Source organism: Pseudomonas morbosilactucae (assembly GCF_023241665.1).
In the GTDB taxonomy this organism is placed as follows: Bacteria; Pseudomonadota; Gammaproteobacteria; order Pseudomonadales; family Pseudomonadaceae; genus Aquipseudomonas; species Aquipseudomonas morbosilactucae.
This window is the reverse complement of sequence record NZ_JALQCX010000039.1, coordinates 40,458-57,828: the sequence shown is the minus strand read 5'-3', so window position 1 is coordinate 57,828 and position 17,371 is coordinate 40,458. Positions and strand designations below refer to the sequence as shown.

Here is a 17,371-nt window from a genome sequence, read left to right as displayed (position 1 = left end):
AACCGGCACCAACAAAAAACGCCCGACCTTTGCAGGCCGGGGCGTTTTCATGAGCCCTGAAGCAATCAGGACTGACTGGTTGGCGTCGTTGGAGCCGGCGCGGCAGTCGGGGTCACAGCAGGGGCTGGAGCGGCAGCGGAGTTCGCTGGGCTGGTCGCTGCGGGTGATGCCGGCTTGGCCACAGCTGCAGGCTTGGCGGCGGCAGGCTTTTTCACTGCGGGCTTTTTAGCCGCTGCCGGTTTGGCGGCGGGTTTGGCTGCAGGTTTTGCCGCTGCGGCTTTCACTGCTGGCTTGGCTGCAGGTTTAGCCGCGGGTTTGGCTGCCACCGGCTTGGCGGCCGGTTTGGCCGCAGGCTTGGCTGCTGCGGTTTTAGCGGCCGGTTTGGCTGCGGCTTTGACAGGTGCCTTGGCGGCAGGTTTCGCAGCCGGCTTGGCCGCGGCTTTAACCAGCGGTTTGGCCGCAGGCTTGGTAGCAGCAGCGGGTTTGGCCGCTGCGGTTTTGGCCGCAACCGGGGCGACCTTGGCGCCGGTGAGTTTTTCGATTTGCTTGGTCAGGGTATCGACCTTGCTGTGCAGCGCCTTGACCTCATTGCGGCTAGGAACGCCCAAACGCGAGATAGCGCTGTTCAGGCGCTTGTCGAAAGCCCCTTCCAGCTCATCCCACTTGCCCAGGGCGCGGTCTTTGACATCGCTGATGCGCGATTTGGCCGTGGAGGCGGAGTCTTTGGCGGCGTCGACTTTTTTGCCAACTGCGCTTTTGGTGAGCTTTTCAGCTTTCTCGCCATCTTTGACCAGGGTCTCGAAGAGCTTGCTGCCGTCAGTGTCGATCTTCGAATACACACCCAAACCGGCGAGCCAAATTTTACGGGAGTATTCTTCGACTTTCCCGATCCACGAGCTGCCTTCTTTTTCAGTATTCTTTTTACCAGCCATCCCGTTCTCCTTAATGTTTGCGTGCGACACGTTCGAGCAATGCCGTCAGCTCATCGAGCTTAGCAGAGAGTGTCTCAACGTCATGTTTAGACGGAATGCCGATGCGATTCAAGGCACTGGCAACACGGCTGTCGAAGGCCTTTTCAACCTTGTCCAACTGCACTTCGACTTTACCCTTGAGACTACTGACGTCGCCCTTGACGCTATCAATCTGACTGTTGGCGGCTTCAAGTTGTTCAGTCACAACTTTTTTGCCTTTCTTTTCAACTGTTTGACCGGTCTTGATCAACTCTTGAAAGTACTCGCTGCCCTCGTGGCCGACCTTGGCGTAGGCACCCAGGCCTGCCAGCCAGATCTTGCGGGCATAGGATTTGACTTCGTTCAGAGCCGTCGATTGAATATCGACTTTTTTCTTCAGAATGACTTTGGCCATGGTGCACCTCACGCTTGGAAGGTTTGAGGAACCGCCCACGGAAGTGGGAGTGAGGCCAAAAGTAGTGAGAAAAATTAGAATCGGCACCCTAACGAATGCAATAAAACCCTGTGCGCTCCATGCAGGAGCGGCGGCAATTGCTGCCACGCCCGCCCCTGCATGCAGATTCAGGCCAGGGCTTTATCCAGGGCTTTTTCGATTTCGGATTTGATCATGCCGCTCATGGCCGACATCAACAGGCCCAGTTCAACATCGACCTTGATCGAGTCATCCCCCACCTGCACCGCGCCTTTGACCCCAGAGCGCTTGAGGTTCAGGGTGTCACCTGCCCACTTGGGCTCCAGGCCGTACTGGTCAGCCAGTTTTTGTGCCAACTGTTCCGCCTTGGCTCGGGCGGCTTCCTTACCCAGGCCATGGGCACGCTCAACACTGATATGGGCCATTAAAGGGCTCCTGTTCGATAGGGACTTGGCGGAAGCATCTTGACCTTGGCTGCGTCAAAACGTCCCGGCGGCTGACTATCTTACATTCAGCCTTGCCAAGACAAAGACCGCCACCGGCATTAGAATGTCCCGCATTCTCTTTTGGTGACAGCGATATGACTGATCAGCGCAAAGGCAGCGATGCCGAACCCACCACTCACTTCGGTTTCAAGAACGTTCCGGAAAGCCAGAAGGCGGAAAAAGTCGCTGAGGTGTTCCACTCTGTCGCCGCCAAGTACGACCTGATGAACGACCTGCTCTCCGGCGGCATGCACCGTTTGTGGAAACGCTTCACCATCGAACTGTCCGGCGTGCGTGCTGGCAACCGAGTGCTGGACATCGCTGGCGGCACCGGCGACCTGACCCGCAAGTTCTCCCACCTGGTTGGCCCGACTGGCCAAGTGGTCCTGGCCGATATCAACGCCTCCATGCTCAAGGTCGGTCGTGACCGCCTGCTGGACAAAGGCGTGGCCGGCAACATCGAGTTCGTCCAGGCCGACGCCGAAAAACTGCCCTTCCCGGACAACCATTTCGACTGCGTGACCATCGCTTTCGGCCTGCGCAACGTGACCCACAAGGAAGACGCCCTGCGCTCCATGCTGCGGGTGCTCAAGCCCGGCGGTCGCCTGTTGGTGCTCGAGTTCTCCAAGCCGACCAACACCCTGATGTCCAAGGCCTATGACGCCTACTCCTTCGCCTTCATGCCGCTGATGGGCAAGCTGATCACCAACGACTCGGAAAGCTACCGCTACCTGGCCGAATCGATCCGCATGCACCCGAACCAGGAAACCCTGAAGTCGATGATGGTCGAGGCCGGTTTCGACCGCGTGACCTACCACAACATGACCGCAGGCATCGTCGCCCTGCACCGCGGCATCAAGCCCTGATGTTGCTCAGCGGCTTGCTCGCCAGCGTCGAGACCGGCATCAACCGGGTGCTGCGTCTCGATAGCACGGCCCTGCCGCGCCTGCAGCACCTGAGCGGTAAAGTCATCGCCGTGGATTGCCGTAACCCAACCCTGCAGCTGTTTATCCTGCCCAGCGATGAAGGCCTGATGCTGGCCTCCCATTGGGCCGCCGACAGCGACTGCACCTTGCGCGCGCCGGCCTCAAGCCTGCTGCGCCTGGCGCTGAGCAAGGACAAGACCGCCATCCTCCACGGCCCCGAGGTGGAACTGGAAGGCGACAGCAGCGTGCTGCTGGAGCTGGCCGCCGTCCTCCAGGACCTGGAGCTGGACTGGGAATACGAACTCTCGCGCTGGCTCGGCCCGGTGGCCACGCAACTGTTCAGCGGCCATGTGCGCAGCCGCGCGCGCTGGTACCAGCAAGGGTTCGCCAGCCTCAACCAGAACCTCGCCGAATACCTGGCGGAAGAATCACGCACCCTGGTGGGCCAGCGCGAAGCCGAAGCCCGCTTTCGCGAACTGGACCAGGCCAAACTCGACCTGGAACGTCTCGAGGCGCGCTTCGAGCGCCTTGCCCGCTCCCTTGACCCAAGCGATAACGCATGAAGCTGCTTGCCGTCCGCCGTCTGTTGCGCATCCAGCGCGTCGTGATCCGCTACCGCCTCGATGACCTGCTGTTCGCCCTGCCCCTGCCCTGGTTCCTACTGGCCGTGCGCTTCGCCCTGCCGTGGCGCTGGTTCCCGCGCAAGACCCTGACGCTGACCCGTGGCGCTCGCTTGCGCCTGGCGTTGCAGGACCTGGGGCCGATCTTTATCAAGTTCGGGCAGATCCTCTCCACCCGCCGCGACCTGCTGCCGGAAGACATCGCCGACGAACTGATGCTGCTGCAAGACCGGGTGCCGCCCTTCGACTCGCAGAAGTCCATGGCCCTGATCGAGGAGCAACTGGGCCAGAAGATCAGCGAGGTTTTCAGCCGCTTCGACGTCGAGCCCCTGGCCTCGGCCTCGGTGGCTCAAGTGCATGCCGCGCAACTGAAAAGCGGCGAAGAAGTGGTGGTCAAAGTCATCCGCCCGGGCCTCAAGCCGATCATTGCCCAGGACCTGGCGTGGCTGTTCATCCTCGCCCGCGCCGCTGAAAAACTCTCGGCCGACGCCCGCCTGCTGCACCCGGTGGACGTGGTCAGCGACTACGAAAAAACCATCTACGACGAACTCGACCTGTTGCGTGAAGCGGCCAACGCCAGCCAGCTCAAGCGCAACTTCGAAGGTTCGCCGCTGCTCTACGTGCCGCAAGTCTATTGGGACTGGTGCCGGCCGAAAGTGCTGGTCATGGAGCGCATCTACGGCATCCAGGTCACCGACCTGGCGACCCTGGCCGACCAACGCACCGACATGAAGATGCTGGCCGAGCGTGGCGTGGAGATTTTCTTCACCCAGGTGTTCCGCGACAGCTTCTTCCACGCCGACATGCACCCGGGCAACATCTTCGTCAGCACCGTCAACCCGTGGAGCCCGCAGTACATCGCCATCGACTGCGGCATCGTCGGTAGCCTGACCCCGCAAGACCAGGACTACCTGGCACGCAACCTGTTCGCCTTCTTCAAACGCGACTACCGCCGTGTGGCGCAGTTGCACATTGATTCGGGCTGGGTCCCGGCGGAAACCAAACTCAACGAATTCGAAGCGGCGATTCGCACCGTGTGCGAACCGATCTTCGAAAAACCGTTAAAGGATATTTCCTTCGGCCAAGTGCTGATGCGCCTGTTCCAGACGGCCCGACGCTTCAATATGGAAGTCCAGCCGCAGTTGGTGCTGTTGCAGAAAACCCTGCTCAACATCGAAGGCCTGGGCCGCCAGCTGTACCCGGACCTGGACCTGTGGAACACCGCCCAACCCTTCCTGGAACGCTGGATGCGCGAGCGCGTCAGCCCGAAAACCCTGCTGGGCAACCTGCACAGCCAGGTCGAGCAACTGCCGCACCTGGCCAACATGACCCGCGACCTGCTGGAGCGCATGTCCCAGCCCCACGCGGCCGATCCGCCGGCGCCGTGGCGCCAGCGCAAGGACGACTGGTTCCTGCGTCTGCTGGGCTGTGCCCACCTGGGCGGCGGCGCGGTGCTGGCCGCCGGCGGGCCGCTGCAGGAGCTGAGCCATTGGCCGGCCGGGATCATGATTGCCGTGGGTTTGTATCTGGTCGTGCGCCGATAGCCACTGGCGCGGGCTGCTGGCAAACTGTTCAAGTTCACATCGCCGAGGCGCAACCAACGGGTTGGGCCTGGTAGTCGGAGTCGAAGATGAAAGATTGGCTGGACGAGATCAAATGGGACGCGGACGGCCTGGTGCCGGCCATTGCCCAGGATCACAAGACCGGGCGCGTACTCATGATGGCCTGGATGAACCGCGAGGCCCTGAGCCTGACCGCCGCCGAGCAGCGCGCCATTTATTGGTCACGCTCGCGTGGCAAGCTGTGGCGCAAGGGCGAAGAGTCCGGCCACGTGCAAAAGCTCCATGAAATGCGCCTGGACTGCGATGCCGATGTGATCATCCTGATGGTCGAACAGATCGGCGACATCGCCTGCCACACCGGCCGCCACAGCTGCTTCTACCGCGTCTTCGAAGAAGGCCAGTGGAAGACCGTCGAACCGGTCCTCAAAGACCCGCACGCGATTTACTCGGCAGGACACTGAACATGAACGACACCCTCAACCGTCTGGCCCAAGTGCTGGAAGAGCGCAAGGGCGCAGCCGCCGACAGCTCCTACGTGGCCAGCCTGTACCACAAGGGTTTGAACAAGATCCTGGAAAAAGTCGGCGAAGAGTCGGTAGAAACCATCCTCGCGGCCAAGGACGCCGCCGTCAGCGGTGACTGCAGCGATGTGATCTACGAAACCGCGGACCTGTGGTTCCACAGCATGGTCATGCTGGCCCAACTGGGGCAACATCCGCAGGCCGTTCTCGACGAACTCGACCGCCGCTTCGGTCTGTCCGGACACGCTGAGAAAGCCTCACGACCGTCCGCCTGAACAACTTTCTAAGAGGAAACGCAGCATGGGCATTTTTGACTGGAAACACTGGGTCGTCATTCTGGTTGTCGTGGTTCTGGTGTTTGGCACCAAGAAGCTGAAGAACCTGGGCACCGACGTCGGCGAATCGATCAAGGGTTTCCGCAAGGCCATGAACGACGACGAAAAACCCGCCGAGCCCGTGGTACCACCGACCGCACAACCTGTGCCACCGGTCCAGCCACACGCCACCGCTCAGGCCAACCCGCCGCACACCATCGACGTGCAGGCGCAGAAAGTCGAAGAGCCGATCCGCAAAGACTCGTGAGCACTGACTAATGTTTGGTATCAGCTTCTCTGAACTGCTGCTGGTGGGCCTGGTGGCCCTGCTGGTGCTCGGCCCCGAGCGCCTGCCCGGCGCTGCGCGTACCGCCGGCCTCTGGGTCGGTCGCCTGAAGCGCAGTTTCAACGCAATAAAACAGGAAGTTGAACGGGAAATCGGTGCCGATGAAATCCGTCGGCAGCTGCACAACGAGCACATTCTGTCGCTGGAGCAGGAAGCGCGAAAAATCCTCTCCCCGACCCAGCAACAGCCGACCCCGGTCGAACCTGTGGTCGAGCCGACGATTCACGCCCCTGGCATCGACACGCCGGCGCAGGCCGCGCCCTTGGCCAACGCTCCCGTTGAAACGACGCCCAGCGTGCCACCAGCGGCCAGCGAACCGGCGTCTGTCACACCGCCACCCCACGACCCTACATTGCCGCCGCGAGCCCCATGAGCGATATCCCAGAGAACGACCAACACATGCCGCTGGTGTCGCACCTCACCGAGTTGCGTACCCGCCTGCTACGCTGCGTCGCGGCGATCTTCATCATCTTCGCCGGGTTGTTTGCCTTCACCCAGCAGATCTACACCTTCGTCTCGACGCCGCTGCGCCAGTACCTGCCGGTAGGCGCGACGATGATCGCCACCGACGTGTCGTCGCCGTTCCTGACGCCGCTGAAGCTGACCATGATGGTCTCGCTGTTCCTGGCGATCCCGGTGATCCTGCATCAAATCTGGGGCTTTATCGCCCCCGGCCTGTACAAGCATGAAAAGCGCATCGCCGTACCGCTGTTGGTGTCGAGCATCCTGCTGTTCTACACCGGCATGGCCTTCGCCTACTTCCTGGTGTTCCCACTGATCTTCAAGTTCTTCGCCGCGGCCACACCCGCCGGCGTGGAGATGATGACCGACATCACCAGCTACCTCGATTTCGTGATGACCCTGTTCTTCGCCTTCGGCGTAGCCTTCGAAATCCCCGTGGCCGTGGTCCTGCTGGTATGGATCGGTGTGGTGAACGTCGTCTACCTGAAAAAAATCCGGCCTTACGTGATCATCGGCTGCTTCGTGGTCGGCATGATCCTGACCCCGCCGGACATTTTCTCGCAAACCCTGCTGGCCGTGCCCATGTGGCTGTTGTTCGAGATCGGCGTGCTGTTCGCCGGGCTGATCAGCAAACGTGGCGAGCACCCGGACGATGCGCCGGCTGACGATCACAACGACCAGCCGCCAGCGACCCAAGCGTGAACCTGCTGCTCCTCGAAGAGGCCGACTTCATTGCGGCCGACCGGGTCATCCTGAGCGATCGCCGGCTGACCCACATGCAGGACGTGCATCGCGTCGCCGTGGGTGACAGCCTGCGGGTCGGACGCATCGGCGGCCTGATGGGTTCGGCCGAGGTGCTGCGCCTGGAAGCCCGTGAAGCCGAGTTGCAGGTCAGCCTCGACCAGCCGCCACCCGGCAAACTGCCGCTGACCCTGGTCCTGGCCCTGCCGCGCCCGAAGATGCTGCGCCGGGTGTTGCAGACCGTCTCCGCCATGGGCGTGCCAAGGCTGGTGCTGGTCAACAGCTACCGGGTCGAGAAAAGCTTCTGGCAGACGCCCTTCCTGGAACCCGAGGCCGTGCGCGAACAGCTGATCCTGGGCCTGGAACAGGCAAGGGACACGGTGCTGCCTGAGGTGCTGATCGAAAAACGCTTCAAGCCGTTTGTCGAAGACCGCCTGCCGGCCCTCGCCGATGGCACCCTGGGCCTGGTGGGGCATCCCGGCCAGTACCCGCCCTGCCCACGGGGCCTGGATGAACCCGTGACCCTGGCCATCGGCCCGGAAGGCGGCTGGATCCCCTACGAGATCGACCTGCTGGGCAAGGCCGGCCTTGCGCCTGTGCAATTGGGCGAGCGCATCCTGCGAGTTGAAACCGCCGTCACCGCCTTGCTCTCCCGCCTGTTCTAAGCCCCTCCCTCGAAATGACTGGTTTGCCCGCGACCCGCCAGCGCGGGCGCCGACAAACCGACGCTACAGGAACGCCCGCGCCCGCCGATAAACCTTGGATAAACCCAATCGGCAAGAAGGGAGTTCACCCATGTACCGCTGGCTCGCCCAAACCCTGGGGAATATAAGCGTCAATCGAAAACTGGGGACCGGCTTCGGCCTGGTGCTGCTGCTCACGGTATTGATCACCGCCACCGGCTGGACGGGCCTGGGCAGCGTGATCGAGCGCGGCGACAAGCTGGGGTACATCTCCAGCCTCAACGAACTGACCAAAGACCTGCGGATCGCCCGCCTGAACTACGAAATGACCCGTGGCGAAAAGGGCCCCGCCGAGGTGTCCGGCTTGCTCAAACAGCTCGACGAGGGCTTGCAGAAAGCCCGCACCCAGCTGGAGCAACCTGAAAGCATCAGCATGATCGACCAGCAACTGGCCGCCGTCGCCGAGTACAAGGCCGCCTTCACCGACATGACCCGCGCCACCGACAGCCGTGAAGCGGCCCGGAGCAAACTGGGCGCCACCGCCGATAACGCCGTAGCACGTGTGGCCGAAGTAGAAAAATCGCTGTTGCAGGGCGACAGCGTGGCCCAGTTCAACAGCGTGATCGACCTCTCCAAACTGATCCAGCAAGCGCGCTTCCAAGTCCGCGGCTACACCTACAGCGGCAAGGTCGAAGCGGAACGCCCTGCCCTGGACGCCATCGACAATGCCCTGAACAACCTGGTTAGCCTGCCGGCCAAGCTGCCAGAGCAACACATCGCCAACCTGCAACAGGCCACCGACTCCCTCAAGGGCTACCGCGCCGCCGTCAGCGAATTCCGTGACTCCCAAGTAGCCAGTGCCGTCGCCCTCAAGCGCATGGCGGACCAGGGCTCGCGCCTGATGGAGCTGAGCACGCAACTCACCAGCGCACAAACCGACAAGCGTGACAGCGACGCGGCACAAGCCAAAAGCACCCTGGCAATTGTCACCCTGCTGGCCCTGGTGTTTGGTGTGATCGCCGCCTGGAGCATCACCCGACAGATAGTCGTGCCCCTGCAGCAAACCCTGAAAGTGGTGGAGCGCGTGGCCTCGGGAGACCTCAGCGAGAACCTCGACGTGCAGCGCCGTGACGAGCTGGGGCAACTGCAAAGTGCCATGCAGCGCATGACCCTGAACCTGCGGGAACTGATCGGTGGCATCAGCGATGGGGTCACCCAGATCGCCAGCGCCGCCGAGGAGCTGTCGGCCGTCACCGAGCAGACCAGCGCCGGGGTCAACAACCAGAAAGTCGAGACCGACCAGGTCGCCACCGCCATGAATGAAATGGCCGCCACCGTGCAAGAAGTGGCGCGCAACGCTGAGGAGGCCTCGGAAGCCGCTGTGGCTGCCGATCAGCAAGCCCGTGAGGGTGATCGAGTAGTGAACGAAGCCATCGCCCAGATCGAGCGCCTGGCCAGCGAGGTGGGCAATTCCACCGACGCCATGAGCCACCTGAAGCAGGAAAGCGACAAGATCGGCAGCGTCCTCGACGTGATCAAGTCAGTGGCACAACAAACCAACCTGTTGGCACTCAACGCCGCCATCGAAGCCGCCCGGGCCGGTGAAGCCGGTCGCGGGTTCGCCGTGGTCGCCGATGAAGTGCGCAGCCTGGCCCAGCGCACCCAGAAGTCCACCGAGGAAATCGAAGAGCTGATCGTCGGCCTGCAAAGCGGCACCCAACAAGTGGCCAGCATCATGGACAACAGCCGTAGCCTGACCGACAGCAGCGTCGAACTGACCCGCCGTGCCGGGAGTTCCCTGGAGAACATCACCCGCACCGTGTCAGCGATCCAGGCCATGAACCAGCAGATCGCCGCAGCGGCCGAACAGCAGAGCGCCGTGGCGGAAGAGATCAACCGCAGCGTGCTGAATGTACGGGACGTGTCCGAGCAGACCTCGGCAGCCAGTGAAGAGACCGCGGCCTCCAGCGTCGAGCTGGCGCGGTTGGGGACTCATCTGCAGACCTTGGTGGGGCGCTTCAGGGTCTGATTTGAAGGGCTTCGCCGGCAAGCCGGCTCCTACAGGGGATGTGGGAGCCGGCTTGGAGCGGTCACAGCACCTGGCGCAAAAAGGCCTGGGCGCGAGGGTCTTTCGGCGCGGCGAAGAACACCTCCGGCGCGGCATCTTCCAGCAGTTTGCCGTGATCGAAAAACAGCACCCGATCCGCCACTTCCCGGGCAAAGCCCATTTCGTGGGTTACACAGACCATGGTCATGCCTTCCACGGCCAGGGTCTTCATCACGTCCAGCACTTCGCCGACCATTTCCGGGTCCAGGGCCGAGGTCGGCTCATCGAACAGCATGACCTTGGGCTCCATGGCCAATGCCCGGGCGATCGCCACCCGTTGCTGCTGGCCACCGGACAGGCGCGACGGAAACTCATTGGCCTTCTGCGCAATGCCGACCTTTTCCAGCAACGCCAGGGCCTTGGCCTCGCGCTCCTTCTTGCCGCGCTTGCGCACCACCTTCTGCGCCAGGCAGAGGTTCTCCAGCACGGTCATGTGGGGGAACAGGTTGAAATGCTGGAACACCATGCCGACTTCCCGGCGATAGGCGTTCACATCGGTCTTGGGGTCAGCCAGTTGCAGGCCGTCGATGCTCACCGAGCCGGAATCGAACTCTTCCAGGCCATTGAGGCAACGCAGGAAGGTGGACTTGCCGGAACCGGACGGACCGATCACCACCAGCACTTCACCCTTGGCCACCTGAGTGGTGACGTTATCCACGGCCCGGACCACTTGGCCACGGGTGTCGAAGACTTTTACCAGATCGCGGACTTCAATCACTTTGCGCGAGCCTCCGCTCAAGCCGGCTGGCCATCTTCGACAGCGGCAGGTTGATCAACAGGTACAGGCCCGCCACGCAGAACAGAATCTCGAACGGCGAGAACGAGGTGGTGATGACTTCCCGGCCGCTCTTGAGCAGCTCAGTGATGGCGATCACCGACACCAGGGAAGTGTCCTTGACTAGGCTGATAAATTGCCCGGCCAGGGGCGGCAGCACGCGCTTGAAGGCCTGCGGCAGCACCACGTGACGCATGGACTGGCCGGCACTGAGCCCCAGGGAGCGCGCAGCCTCATTCTGGCCACGGGCGATAGACTGCACCCCGGCGCGGATGATTTCCGCCACATAGGCACCCGTGAACAGCGACAGCGCGGCAATCCCGGCAAACTCCCGGGACAGGTTGAGCACCGTGCCGATAAAGAAATAGAAGATAAAGATCTGCACCAGCAGCGGCGTGCCGCGCACCAGCTCGACATAAATGGCCGAGAGGTCGCGCAGGGTCGGGTTGCTCGACAGGCGGCACAGCCCAGTGCCCAGGCCAATCAGCAGGCCCAGCACCCCGGACACCAGCGACAACCACACCGTGGTCCACAAGCCCCACAGCAGCGGTCCTGCGGCCCAATGCCGGGTCACACCGATCACATCGCCTTCCGCCACGTCGTCGCCACGGGCCACTTGCAGGCTGTTGTCATCGACGCTCAGGCGCTGCTCTTCACCAGCCTCGTTGCGCAAGGTGACTTCAGCCTTGCCGCCCTGGCGCACCAGTTCGGTGACGGTGGAGATCTCCGCCGCCCGCTGGGACTCCTCGGCCTGATAGGCAAAGTACTGCGGCACACGGTTCCAACGCCATTCGTAGGACATCAGCGAGGTGGCGTAATACAGGGCGCCGGCCAGGCCGATCAACACCAGCACCGTCAGCAGGTGCCAGGGCAATTGGGCTTTGTTCTGTTTCATTGCTGTGCAGGTTCCGGGGTGGGTGTCGCCAATTCAGACGCTTTCGCCGACCCGCCGGCTCCCACACATCACTCTGCAGGAGCCGGCTGGCCGGCGAAGGAATGCCGCGTTATTCCATGTCCTTGAGCCACTCGGTGCTCTTGAACCACTTGTCATGGATGCGATCGTAGGTGCCGTCTTCGTGAATCTGGTGCAGGAAGTTGTTGATGAAGTTCAGGCTGTCGTGGTCGCCTTTCTTCAGGCCGAAGGCCAGGGGCTCATAGGTGAACGGCTTGTCGAGGAACACCAGCTTGCCGTTGCCGACCTTGCTCAGCGCCACCACGTTGTACGGGGCGTCGTAGATGAAGGCGTCAGCCTTGCCGTTGACCACGTCGAGCACGGCTTCCTGCTCGTTGTCATAGCCGTGGTACTTGGCTTTGGCGATCAGCTTCTTGGCCACCATCTCGCCGGTGGTCCCCAGCTTGGAGGTGATGCGGTAGTCGGCGCTGTTCAGGTCTTTGTAGGACTTGATGGTGCCTTCCAGCTCCTTGCGGATCAGCAAGGTCTGGCCAACCACAATGAAGGGGTCGCTGAAGTTCAGGCGCAGGTTACGTTCCTGAGTCAGGGTCATGCCGCTGCCGATCATGTCGAATTTGTCGGTCAGCAGGGCCGGGATGATGCCATCGTAACCGGTGGAGACCATTTCCAGTTTGACCCCCATGGACTTGGCCATGGCCTTGAGCAGGTCGACTTCGAAACCGATGATCTCGCCGCGCTTGTTGGTCATTTCGAACGGCATGTAGGTCGGGTCCATGCCGACTTTCAGCGTGCCGCGCTTAACGGCGTCATCGATGGCGCCTGCCTGGGCCGCATTGACCGCAACCAGCGCCGAGACGCCGAGCAGCAGCATCGAAAGGTACTTTTTCATCGTTATGTCCCCTGAACCCATTTTATTGTGTGCCGGGCGCGCGCCGGGTTTTCCTTGGAAAACCAACAGATACGGACAGTTTGTTGTCCATGCGCTCCAATTCGGGGAGCGATGCTAACGCACTCGCTCATTTGCACAAGGGTTTAGGCAGGATTTGTTTGTGACAAAAACGTCGCAGGGCGACCGCCGGTCCAGGCAAAAAAAAGCCCCGCTCTAAAGCGGGGCTTTGACTCAGGCCGGAACAGCCTGGGCGGTGAGCGGCTGCAACGGTAGCAGCGGCGCATGAGGGTCGGCATCCACCGACTGGCGCCAGGCACTCAGCCAGTCTGCATGACCTTCGCTCCACACCTGCTCGTGCAGGCGCGCCAGGGCTACCGGGTCGCTCAACAGCGCCAGGCGCTCGCTGTTGTTCAAGCCCGCCGGGCCGACTTTCAAGGCGTGGCGCACCCGTTCGGTACGCAGCCATTCGATCGGCTCGGCCAGACCGTGGCGCGAGGTCGCCAAGGCGCAGGCCAGGGCGTTCTGCTGCGGATCGACCACGGCCCGGATAAAGCCGTCGTTGAGCGCGTGCCAGCGGTTTTCATGGGTGTACTGATCAGTCGCCAGCAAGGCCTGTGGCGGCGCGTATTCCTCAGGGATCAGGAACAGGCTTTCGTCACGGGACTTCAGGCCCAGGCCGACACGACTGGAGATCACCGACACCGGGATCGACAGCATCAGCGAACCGACGATGGGCACCAGCCACCAGAGGAAGCTCGGGTTCAGCCAGATCACCAGCAGGGCCCAGCAGAAGCCCAGCAGGGTCTGTGGACCGTGGCGACGCACGGCTTCGCTCCAGGGCGTGGAGTCGTCGTCACGCTGCGGCGAATTCCAGGTCGCGGCCCAACCGAGGAACGCGGCCAGCACGAACCGGGTGTGGAAGATCATCCGCACCGGCGCCAGCAGCATGGAGAACAGCATCTCCAGGAGCATGGACAGGGTGACCTTGAACTTGCCGCCGAACTCTTTCGCGCCCTTGGCCCAGATCAGGATGATGCTCAGCAACTTCGGCAGGAACAGCAGCACGATGGTCGTGGAGAACAGCGCGATGGCCTTGTCTGGGTGCCACTGCGGCCACAGCGGATACAACTGCCGGGGCTCGAGGAAGTACTGCGGCTCCATCAGGGTGTTGACCGCCAGCAAGGCCGTGGACAGCACCAGGAAGAAGAACCACAACGGCGCCGACAGGTAGGACATCACACCGGTAAGGAACACCGCACGGTGCACCGGGTGCATGCCTTTGACCAGGAACAGGCGGAAGTTCATCAGGTTGCCGTGGCACCAGCGACGGTCACGCTTGAGTTCATCCAGCAGGTTCGGCGGCAGCTCTTCGTAGCTGCCCGGCAGGTCGTAGGCAATCCACACACCCCAGCCGGCACGGCGCATCAGCGCCGCTTCGACGAAGTCGTGGGACAGGATCGCACCGGCGAAGGCGCCTTTGCCGGGCAACGGCGCCAGGGCGCAGTGCTCGATAAACGGCTTCATGCGGATGATCGCGTTGTGGCCCCAGTAGTGGGATTCGCCCAACTGCCAGAAGTGCAGGCCGGCGGTGAACAGCGGGCCGTAGACCCGGGTGGCGAACTGCTGCATGCGCGCATACAGGGTGTCCATGCCCGACGCCCGTGGCGCGGTCTGGATGATGCCCGCGTCCGGCGTGGCCTCCATCAGGCGCACCAGGCTGGTCAGGCATTCGCCGCTCATCACGCTGTCGGCGTCGAGCACCACCATATACTTGTAATCGCCACCCCAGCGACGGCAGAAGTCGTCGAGGTTGCCGCTCTTGCGCTTTACCCGACGGCGACGGCGACGGTAGAAAATCTTACCGAAGCCCTTGGCTTCCCGGCAGACGTCCAGCCAGGCCTGCTGTTCGGCCACGCAGATATCGGAATCGTTACTGTCGCTGAGAACAAAGAAGTCGAAGCGATCCAGGTCGCCGGTGGCAGCCACCGACTCGAAGGTCGCACGCAGGCCGGCAAACACCCGGGGCACGTCTTCGTTGCAGATCGGCATCACCAACGCGGTGCGCGCATCCTTGGCGATCGGCTCGTTACCGGCGCTGGCACCCGAGATGCGGTACTTGTCGTGGCCGGTGAGCAGTTCGAGGAAACCCATCAACGCGGTCCAGAAACCCGCCGATACCCAGCAGAAGAGAATCCCGAAGAGAATCAGGATGCTGGTTTGCAGGGCATAGGGCAGCACTTGGGTCGCGGTCTGCATCAACGGCTGGTGCAGGACCTCTTCCAGGTCGACAAAGGACCAGCCCTGGTACGGCATGATGCCTTTCATGTACCAGCCGGCGACGATGGTCTGGCCGAGCATCAACACCAACAAGATGTAGCGACGGATCGAACCCACGGTGCGCCAGCGCGCAGCCGGCAGCACACGTTCATCCTTCGGCGGTGCCGGCGGGTTGGTGCGCCCGGTCAGACGGCGCCAGCCACGCACCAGGATATTGGTGCGCCACGGCTCCGGAACCACCTTGGTCCGACGGATCGGCGGCGTGGCCTTGAGGCAGACCCGACCGCTGGCGTCGACGGCCAGCATCTCGGCCTCTTCCAGTTCCTGGGCGGTGCTCAGGGTCAGGCGGCGACCCACCGAAGCCTGGGCGGCATCGGCAGGAGCGTCGAAGGTCGAGGACGAGAGTCGCTCGTGGAGTTCGCTGAAGGACGTGCAGCCCGCGAGTTCCGCGCGCTGCTCATCGCTCATCGGCAGGTGCGCCAGGTACTCGAGCAGAGACTCTGGCTGGGCTTGAGAGTTACTCATCGGCAGGCAACTGGTAGCTCCAGGTCTCGGTCAAGACTTGTTCAGTTTTAACCGGTTCCGGTGTGGCTGGGGCCGCGTCCGCAGCAGCAGGCTGCTTGGCGTCTTTGCTGTCCTTATCCTTGGCATCTTTCGCCGGCTTGGCATCGGCCTGTTTGGCTTCAGCCTGCTTGGCTTCCTTGTCTTTCTTCTCCTGCTGCTTGGCCGCGACCTTGTCCGCCTTGGCTACAGCCGAGCTGGAGGCCGGCACTGTCGCCTTGACCGGTTCGGACTCGACCACGTCACGCACCAGTGCAGCACGCATCTCGGTGGACTTGCTCGGGTCTTTGATCTTCAAGCGCAGGGTCAAGCGCCAGCCCTGGGTTTCCGGGTTGTAGCGCACGCTGTTTTCCACCAGCTCGGCGTTGTCGCCGACGCTGACTTGGCTGCGAACCTGGGCATCCTGGGCCAGGGCCTTGAGGGATGGGCCCTCGAAGTCCACCAGGTACGCCACGCTGCCGTCCGGCTGACGAATCAGGTTGGACTGCTTCACATCACCCGTAGAACGCAGAGTCTGCTCGACCCAAGCGCTGTCCGGGGAATGCAGGGACGCTTCGTCGATGGTCCAGTGCAGGCGGTAGGCGAAGTCCATCGGCTGGCCTGGCTCAGGCTGCTTTTCCGGATTCCAGAAGGCCACGATGTTGTCGTTGGTTTCGTCGGCGGTCGGAATCTCGACCAGGTCGACGGTGCCTTTGCCCCAATCGCCCTTCGGCTCGATCCAGGCGCTTGGGCGCTTGTCGTAGCGGTCGTCGAGGTCTTCGTAGTGGCTGAAGTCGCGACCGCGTTGCAGCAGGCCAAAACCACGTGGGTTCTCGACCGAGAAGTTGCTCACGGCGAGGTGTTTCGGGTTGTTCAGTGGGCGCCAGATCCACTCGCCATTGCCGGCATGGATCGACAGGCCGCTGGAGTCGTGCAGCTCGCGACGGTAGTTGAGGACTTTCGACGGCTGGTTGGCGCCGAACAGGAACATGCTGGTCAGCGGAGCGATGCCCAGCTTGCCGACTTTGTCCCGCAGGAAGACACGAGCCTTGACGTCAACGATGGTGTCGCTGCCCGGACGCAGGGTCAGGCGATAGGCGCCGGAAGCCCGTGGCGAGTCCAGCAAGGCGAAGATCACCAGGTGCTTGTCGGTCGGCTTGGGCTGCTGAATCCAGAATTCGGTGAAGCGCGGGAACTCTTCCCCGGACGGCAAGGCGGTATCGATCGCCAGGCCACGGGCAGACAAACCGTAGGTATGGCCTTTGCCAACGACGCGGAAGTAGCTCGCGCCGAGCATGGTCATGATCTCGTCTTGCTTGTCAGCCTTGTTGATCGGGTAGAGCACGCGGAAGCCGGCATAGCCGAGCTTTTCGGTGGCCTTGGGATCGAACTTGAGGTCGCCGAAATCGAAGCGATTCGGGTCGTACTTGATCTCTTCAACGGTGTTGGCGGTGATTTCGTTGATTTTCACCGGCGTATCGAAGTGCATGCCCTGGTGATAGAACGACAGCTTGAACGGGGTCTTTTGATTGGCCCATTCGGCTTTTTCAGTGAGGAAACGGATTTTTTGGTAATCCGCGAACTTCATCTCACGAAATTCGTTCGGCAGGTTACTGCGCGGGGCTTCGTACTTCTGCCCGGCCAGCTCTTTAGCCTTGGCCGATACATCATCCAGATTGAAAGCCATCAGTGGGCCGGCGCCCAACAGGCAAAGCAGTGCAGAGCCTGTCAGCAACGCGTTTCGTAACCCTTTGGCCGACAATTTTGGTGCATTACAGGGACTAACAATCACGAGCAACCCTCGCCGAAAACAGATCAAAAAACCAA

General features: G+C 62.1%; 18 protein-coding genes and 1 pseudogene. 11 read left to right on the top strand and 8 right to left on the bottom strand.

Annotated elements, in window-relative coordinates:
* Positions 1 to 65: 65 nt before the first annotated feature.
* From M1B35_RS20950 to M1B35_RS20940, 3 genes are all read right to left on the bottom strand, one after another.
* Complete coding sequence (locus tag M1B35_RS20950; RefSeq protein WP_268262942.1) at positions 66 to 932, bottom strand: phasin family protein; 867 nt, start codon at positions 930 to 932, stop codon at positions 66 to 68.
* A gap of 10 nt (positions 933 to 942) precedes the next feature.
* Positions 943 to 1,365, bottom strand: coding sequence for a phasin family protein (locus M1B35_RS20945; protein ID WP_123329319.1), 423 nt, complete (start codon positions 1,363 to 1,365; stop codon positions 943 to 945).
* 167 nt (positions 1,366 to 1,532) lie between these two features.
* Entirely contained in the window at positions 1,533 to 1,808 is a 276-nt protein-coding gene (locus M1B35_RS20940) for a polyhydroxyalkanoic acid system family protein (RefSeq protein WP_123329318.1), read from the bottom strand.
* A gap of 155 nt (positions 1,809 to 1,963) precedes the next feature.
* Here M1B35_RS20940 and ubiE point away from each other — a divergent pair, with 155 nt between their 5' ends.
* The 11 genes and pseudogenes from ubiE to M1B35_RS32325 all read left to right on the top strand — a co-directional run bounded on the left by ubiE (position 1,964) and on the right by M1B35_RS32325 (position 10,072).
* Positions 1,964 to 2,734: a bifunctional demethylmenaquinone methyltransferase/2-methoxy-6-polyprenyl-1,4-benzoquinol methylase UbiE gene (gene ubiE, locus M1B35_RS20935; protein ID WP_123329316.1), complete on the top strand. Its 771-nt coding sequence runs from the start codon at positions 1,964 to 1,966 to the stop codon at positions 2,732 to 2,734.
* Positions 2,734 to 3,357: a ubiquinone biosynthesis accessory factor UbiJ gene (locus M1B35_RS20930; RefSeq protein ID WP_123329314.1), complete on the top strand. Its 624-nt coding sequence runs from the start codon at positions 2,734 to 2,736 to the stop codon at positions 3,355 to 3,357. The genes ubiE and M1B35_RS20930 overlap by 1 nt, the downstream gene beginning before the upstream one ends.
* On the top strand, positions 3,354 to 4,958 hold the full coding sequence (gene ubiB, locus M1B35_RS20925) for a ubiquinone biosynthesis regulatory protein kinase UbiB (protein ID WP_268262941.1): 1,605 nt from the start codon (positions 3,354 to 3,356) through the stop codon (positions 4,956 to 4,958). The genes M1B35_RS20930 and ubiB overlap by 4 nt, the downstream gene beginning before the upstream one ends.
* Before the next feature lie 86 nt (positions 4,959 to 5,044).
* A complete protein-coding gene (gene hisI / locus M1B35_RS20920; RefSeq protein ID WP_123329310.1) occupies positions 5,045 to 5,437 on the top strand; it encodes a phosphoribosyl-AMP cyclohydrolase in 393 nt (130 codons plus the stop codon).
* Between the two features lie 2 nt (positions 5,438 to 5,439).
* On the top strand, positions 5,440 to 5,772 hold the full coding sequence (locus M1B35_RS20915; RefSeq protein WP_123329308.1) for a phosphoribosyl-ATP diphosphatase: 333 nt from the start codon (positions 5,440 to 5,442) through the stop codon (positions 5,770 to 5,772).
* 25 nt (positions 5,773 to 5,797) lie between these two features.
* The gene (locus M1B35_RS20910; protein WP_123329306.1) at positions 5,798 to 6,079 is read left to right on the top strand and encodes a twin-arginine translocase TatA/TatE family subunit; all 282 of its coding nucleotides are present in this window, start codon (positions 5,798 to 5,800) and stop codon (positions 6,077 to 6,079) included.
* Between the two features lie 10 nt (positions 6,080 to 6,089).
* Complete coding sequence (tatB, locus tag M1B35_RS20905; protein ID WP_268262940.1) at positions 6,090 to 6,530, top strand: Sec-independent protein translocase protein TatB; 441 nt, start codon at positions 6,090 to 6,092, stop codon at positions 6,528 to 6,530.
* The gene (gene tatC, locus M1B35_RS20900; protein WP_123329303.1) at positions 6,527 to 7,321 is read left to right on the top strand and encodes a twin-arginine translocase subunit TatC; all 795 of its coding nucleotides are present in this window, start codon (positions 6,527 to 6,529) and stop codon (positions 7,319 to 7,321) included. Before tatB ends, tatC begins: the two co-directional genes overlap by 4 nt.
* Positions 7,318 to 8,025: a 16S rRNA (uracil(1498)-N(3))-methyltransferase gene (locus M1B35_RS20895; RefSeq protein ID WP_268262939.1), complete on the top strand. Its 708-nt coding sequence runs from the start codon at positions 7,318 to 7,320 to the stop codon at positions 8,023 to 8,025. The genes tatC and M1B35_RS20895 overlap by 4 nt, the downstream gene beginning before the upstream one ends.
* Positions 8,026 to 8,155: 130 nt before the next feature.
* Positions 8,156 to 9,217, top strand: a pseudogene (locus M1B35_RS32330) (methyl-accepting chemotaxis protein); the annotation flags it as partial.
* Positions 9,200 to 10,072 (top strand): methyl-accepting chemotaxis protein, encoded by an 873-nt coding sequence (locus M1B35_RS32325; RefSeq protein WP_425273435.1) that lies wholly within the window; start codon positions 9,200 to 9,202, stop codon positions 10,070 to 10,072. The pseudogene M1B35_RS32330 and the gene M1B35_RS32325, both read left to right, overlap by 18 nt.
* 61 nt (positions 10,073 to 10,133) lie before the next feature.
* Here the strand turns inward: M1B35_RS32325 and M1B35_RS20885 are convergent, their stop codons facing one another.
* The 5 genes from M1B35_RS20885 to M1B35_RS20865 form a co-directional block, all read right to left on the bottom strand.
* The gene (locus M1B35_RS20885; RefSeq protein ID WP_123329297.1) at positions 10,134 to 10,868 is read right to left on the bottom strand and encodes an amino acid ABC transporter ATP-binding protein; all 735 of its coding nucleotides are present in this window, start codon (positions 10,866 to 10,868) and stop codon (positions 10,134 to 10,136) included.
* Positions 10,861 to 11,820, bottom strand: coding sequence for an amino acid ABC transporter permease (locus M1B35_RS20880; protein ID WP_268262937.1), 960 nt, complete (start codon positions 11,818 to 11,820; stop codon positions 10,861 to 10,863). The genes M1B35_RS20885 and M1B35_RS20880 overlap by 8 nt, the downstream gene beginning before the upstream one ends.
* A gap of 109 nt (positions 11,821 to 11,929) precedes the next feature.
* Complete coding sequence (locus tag M1B35_RS20875; RefSeq protein WP_123329293.1) at positions 11,930 to 12,727, bottom strand: transporter substrate-binding domain-containing protein; 798 nt, start codon at positions 12,725 to 12,727, stop codon at positions 11,930 to 11,932.
* A gap of 231 nt (positions 12,728 to 12,958) precedes the next feature.
* Positions 12,959 to 15,529 (bottom strand): glucans biosynthesis glucosyltransferase MdoH, encoded by a 2,571-nt coding sequence (gene mdoH / locus M1B35_RS20870; protein WP_123329291.1) that lies wholly within the window; start codon positions 15,527 to 15,529, stop codon positions 12,959 to 12,961.
* On the bottom strand, positions 15,522 to 17,336 hold the full coding sequence (locus tag M1B35_RS20865; RefSeq protein WP_123329903.1) for a glucan biosynthesis protein G: 1,815 nt from the start codon (positions 17,334 to 17,336) through the stop codon (positions 15,522 to 15,524). Before M1B35_RS20865 ends, mdoH begins: the two co-directional genes overlap by 8 nt.
* Positions 17,337 to 17,371: the final 35 nt, after the last annotated feature.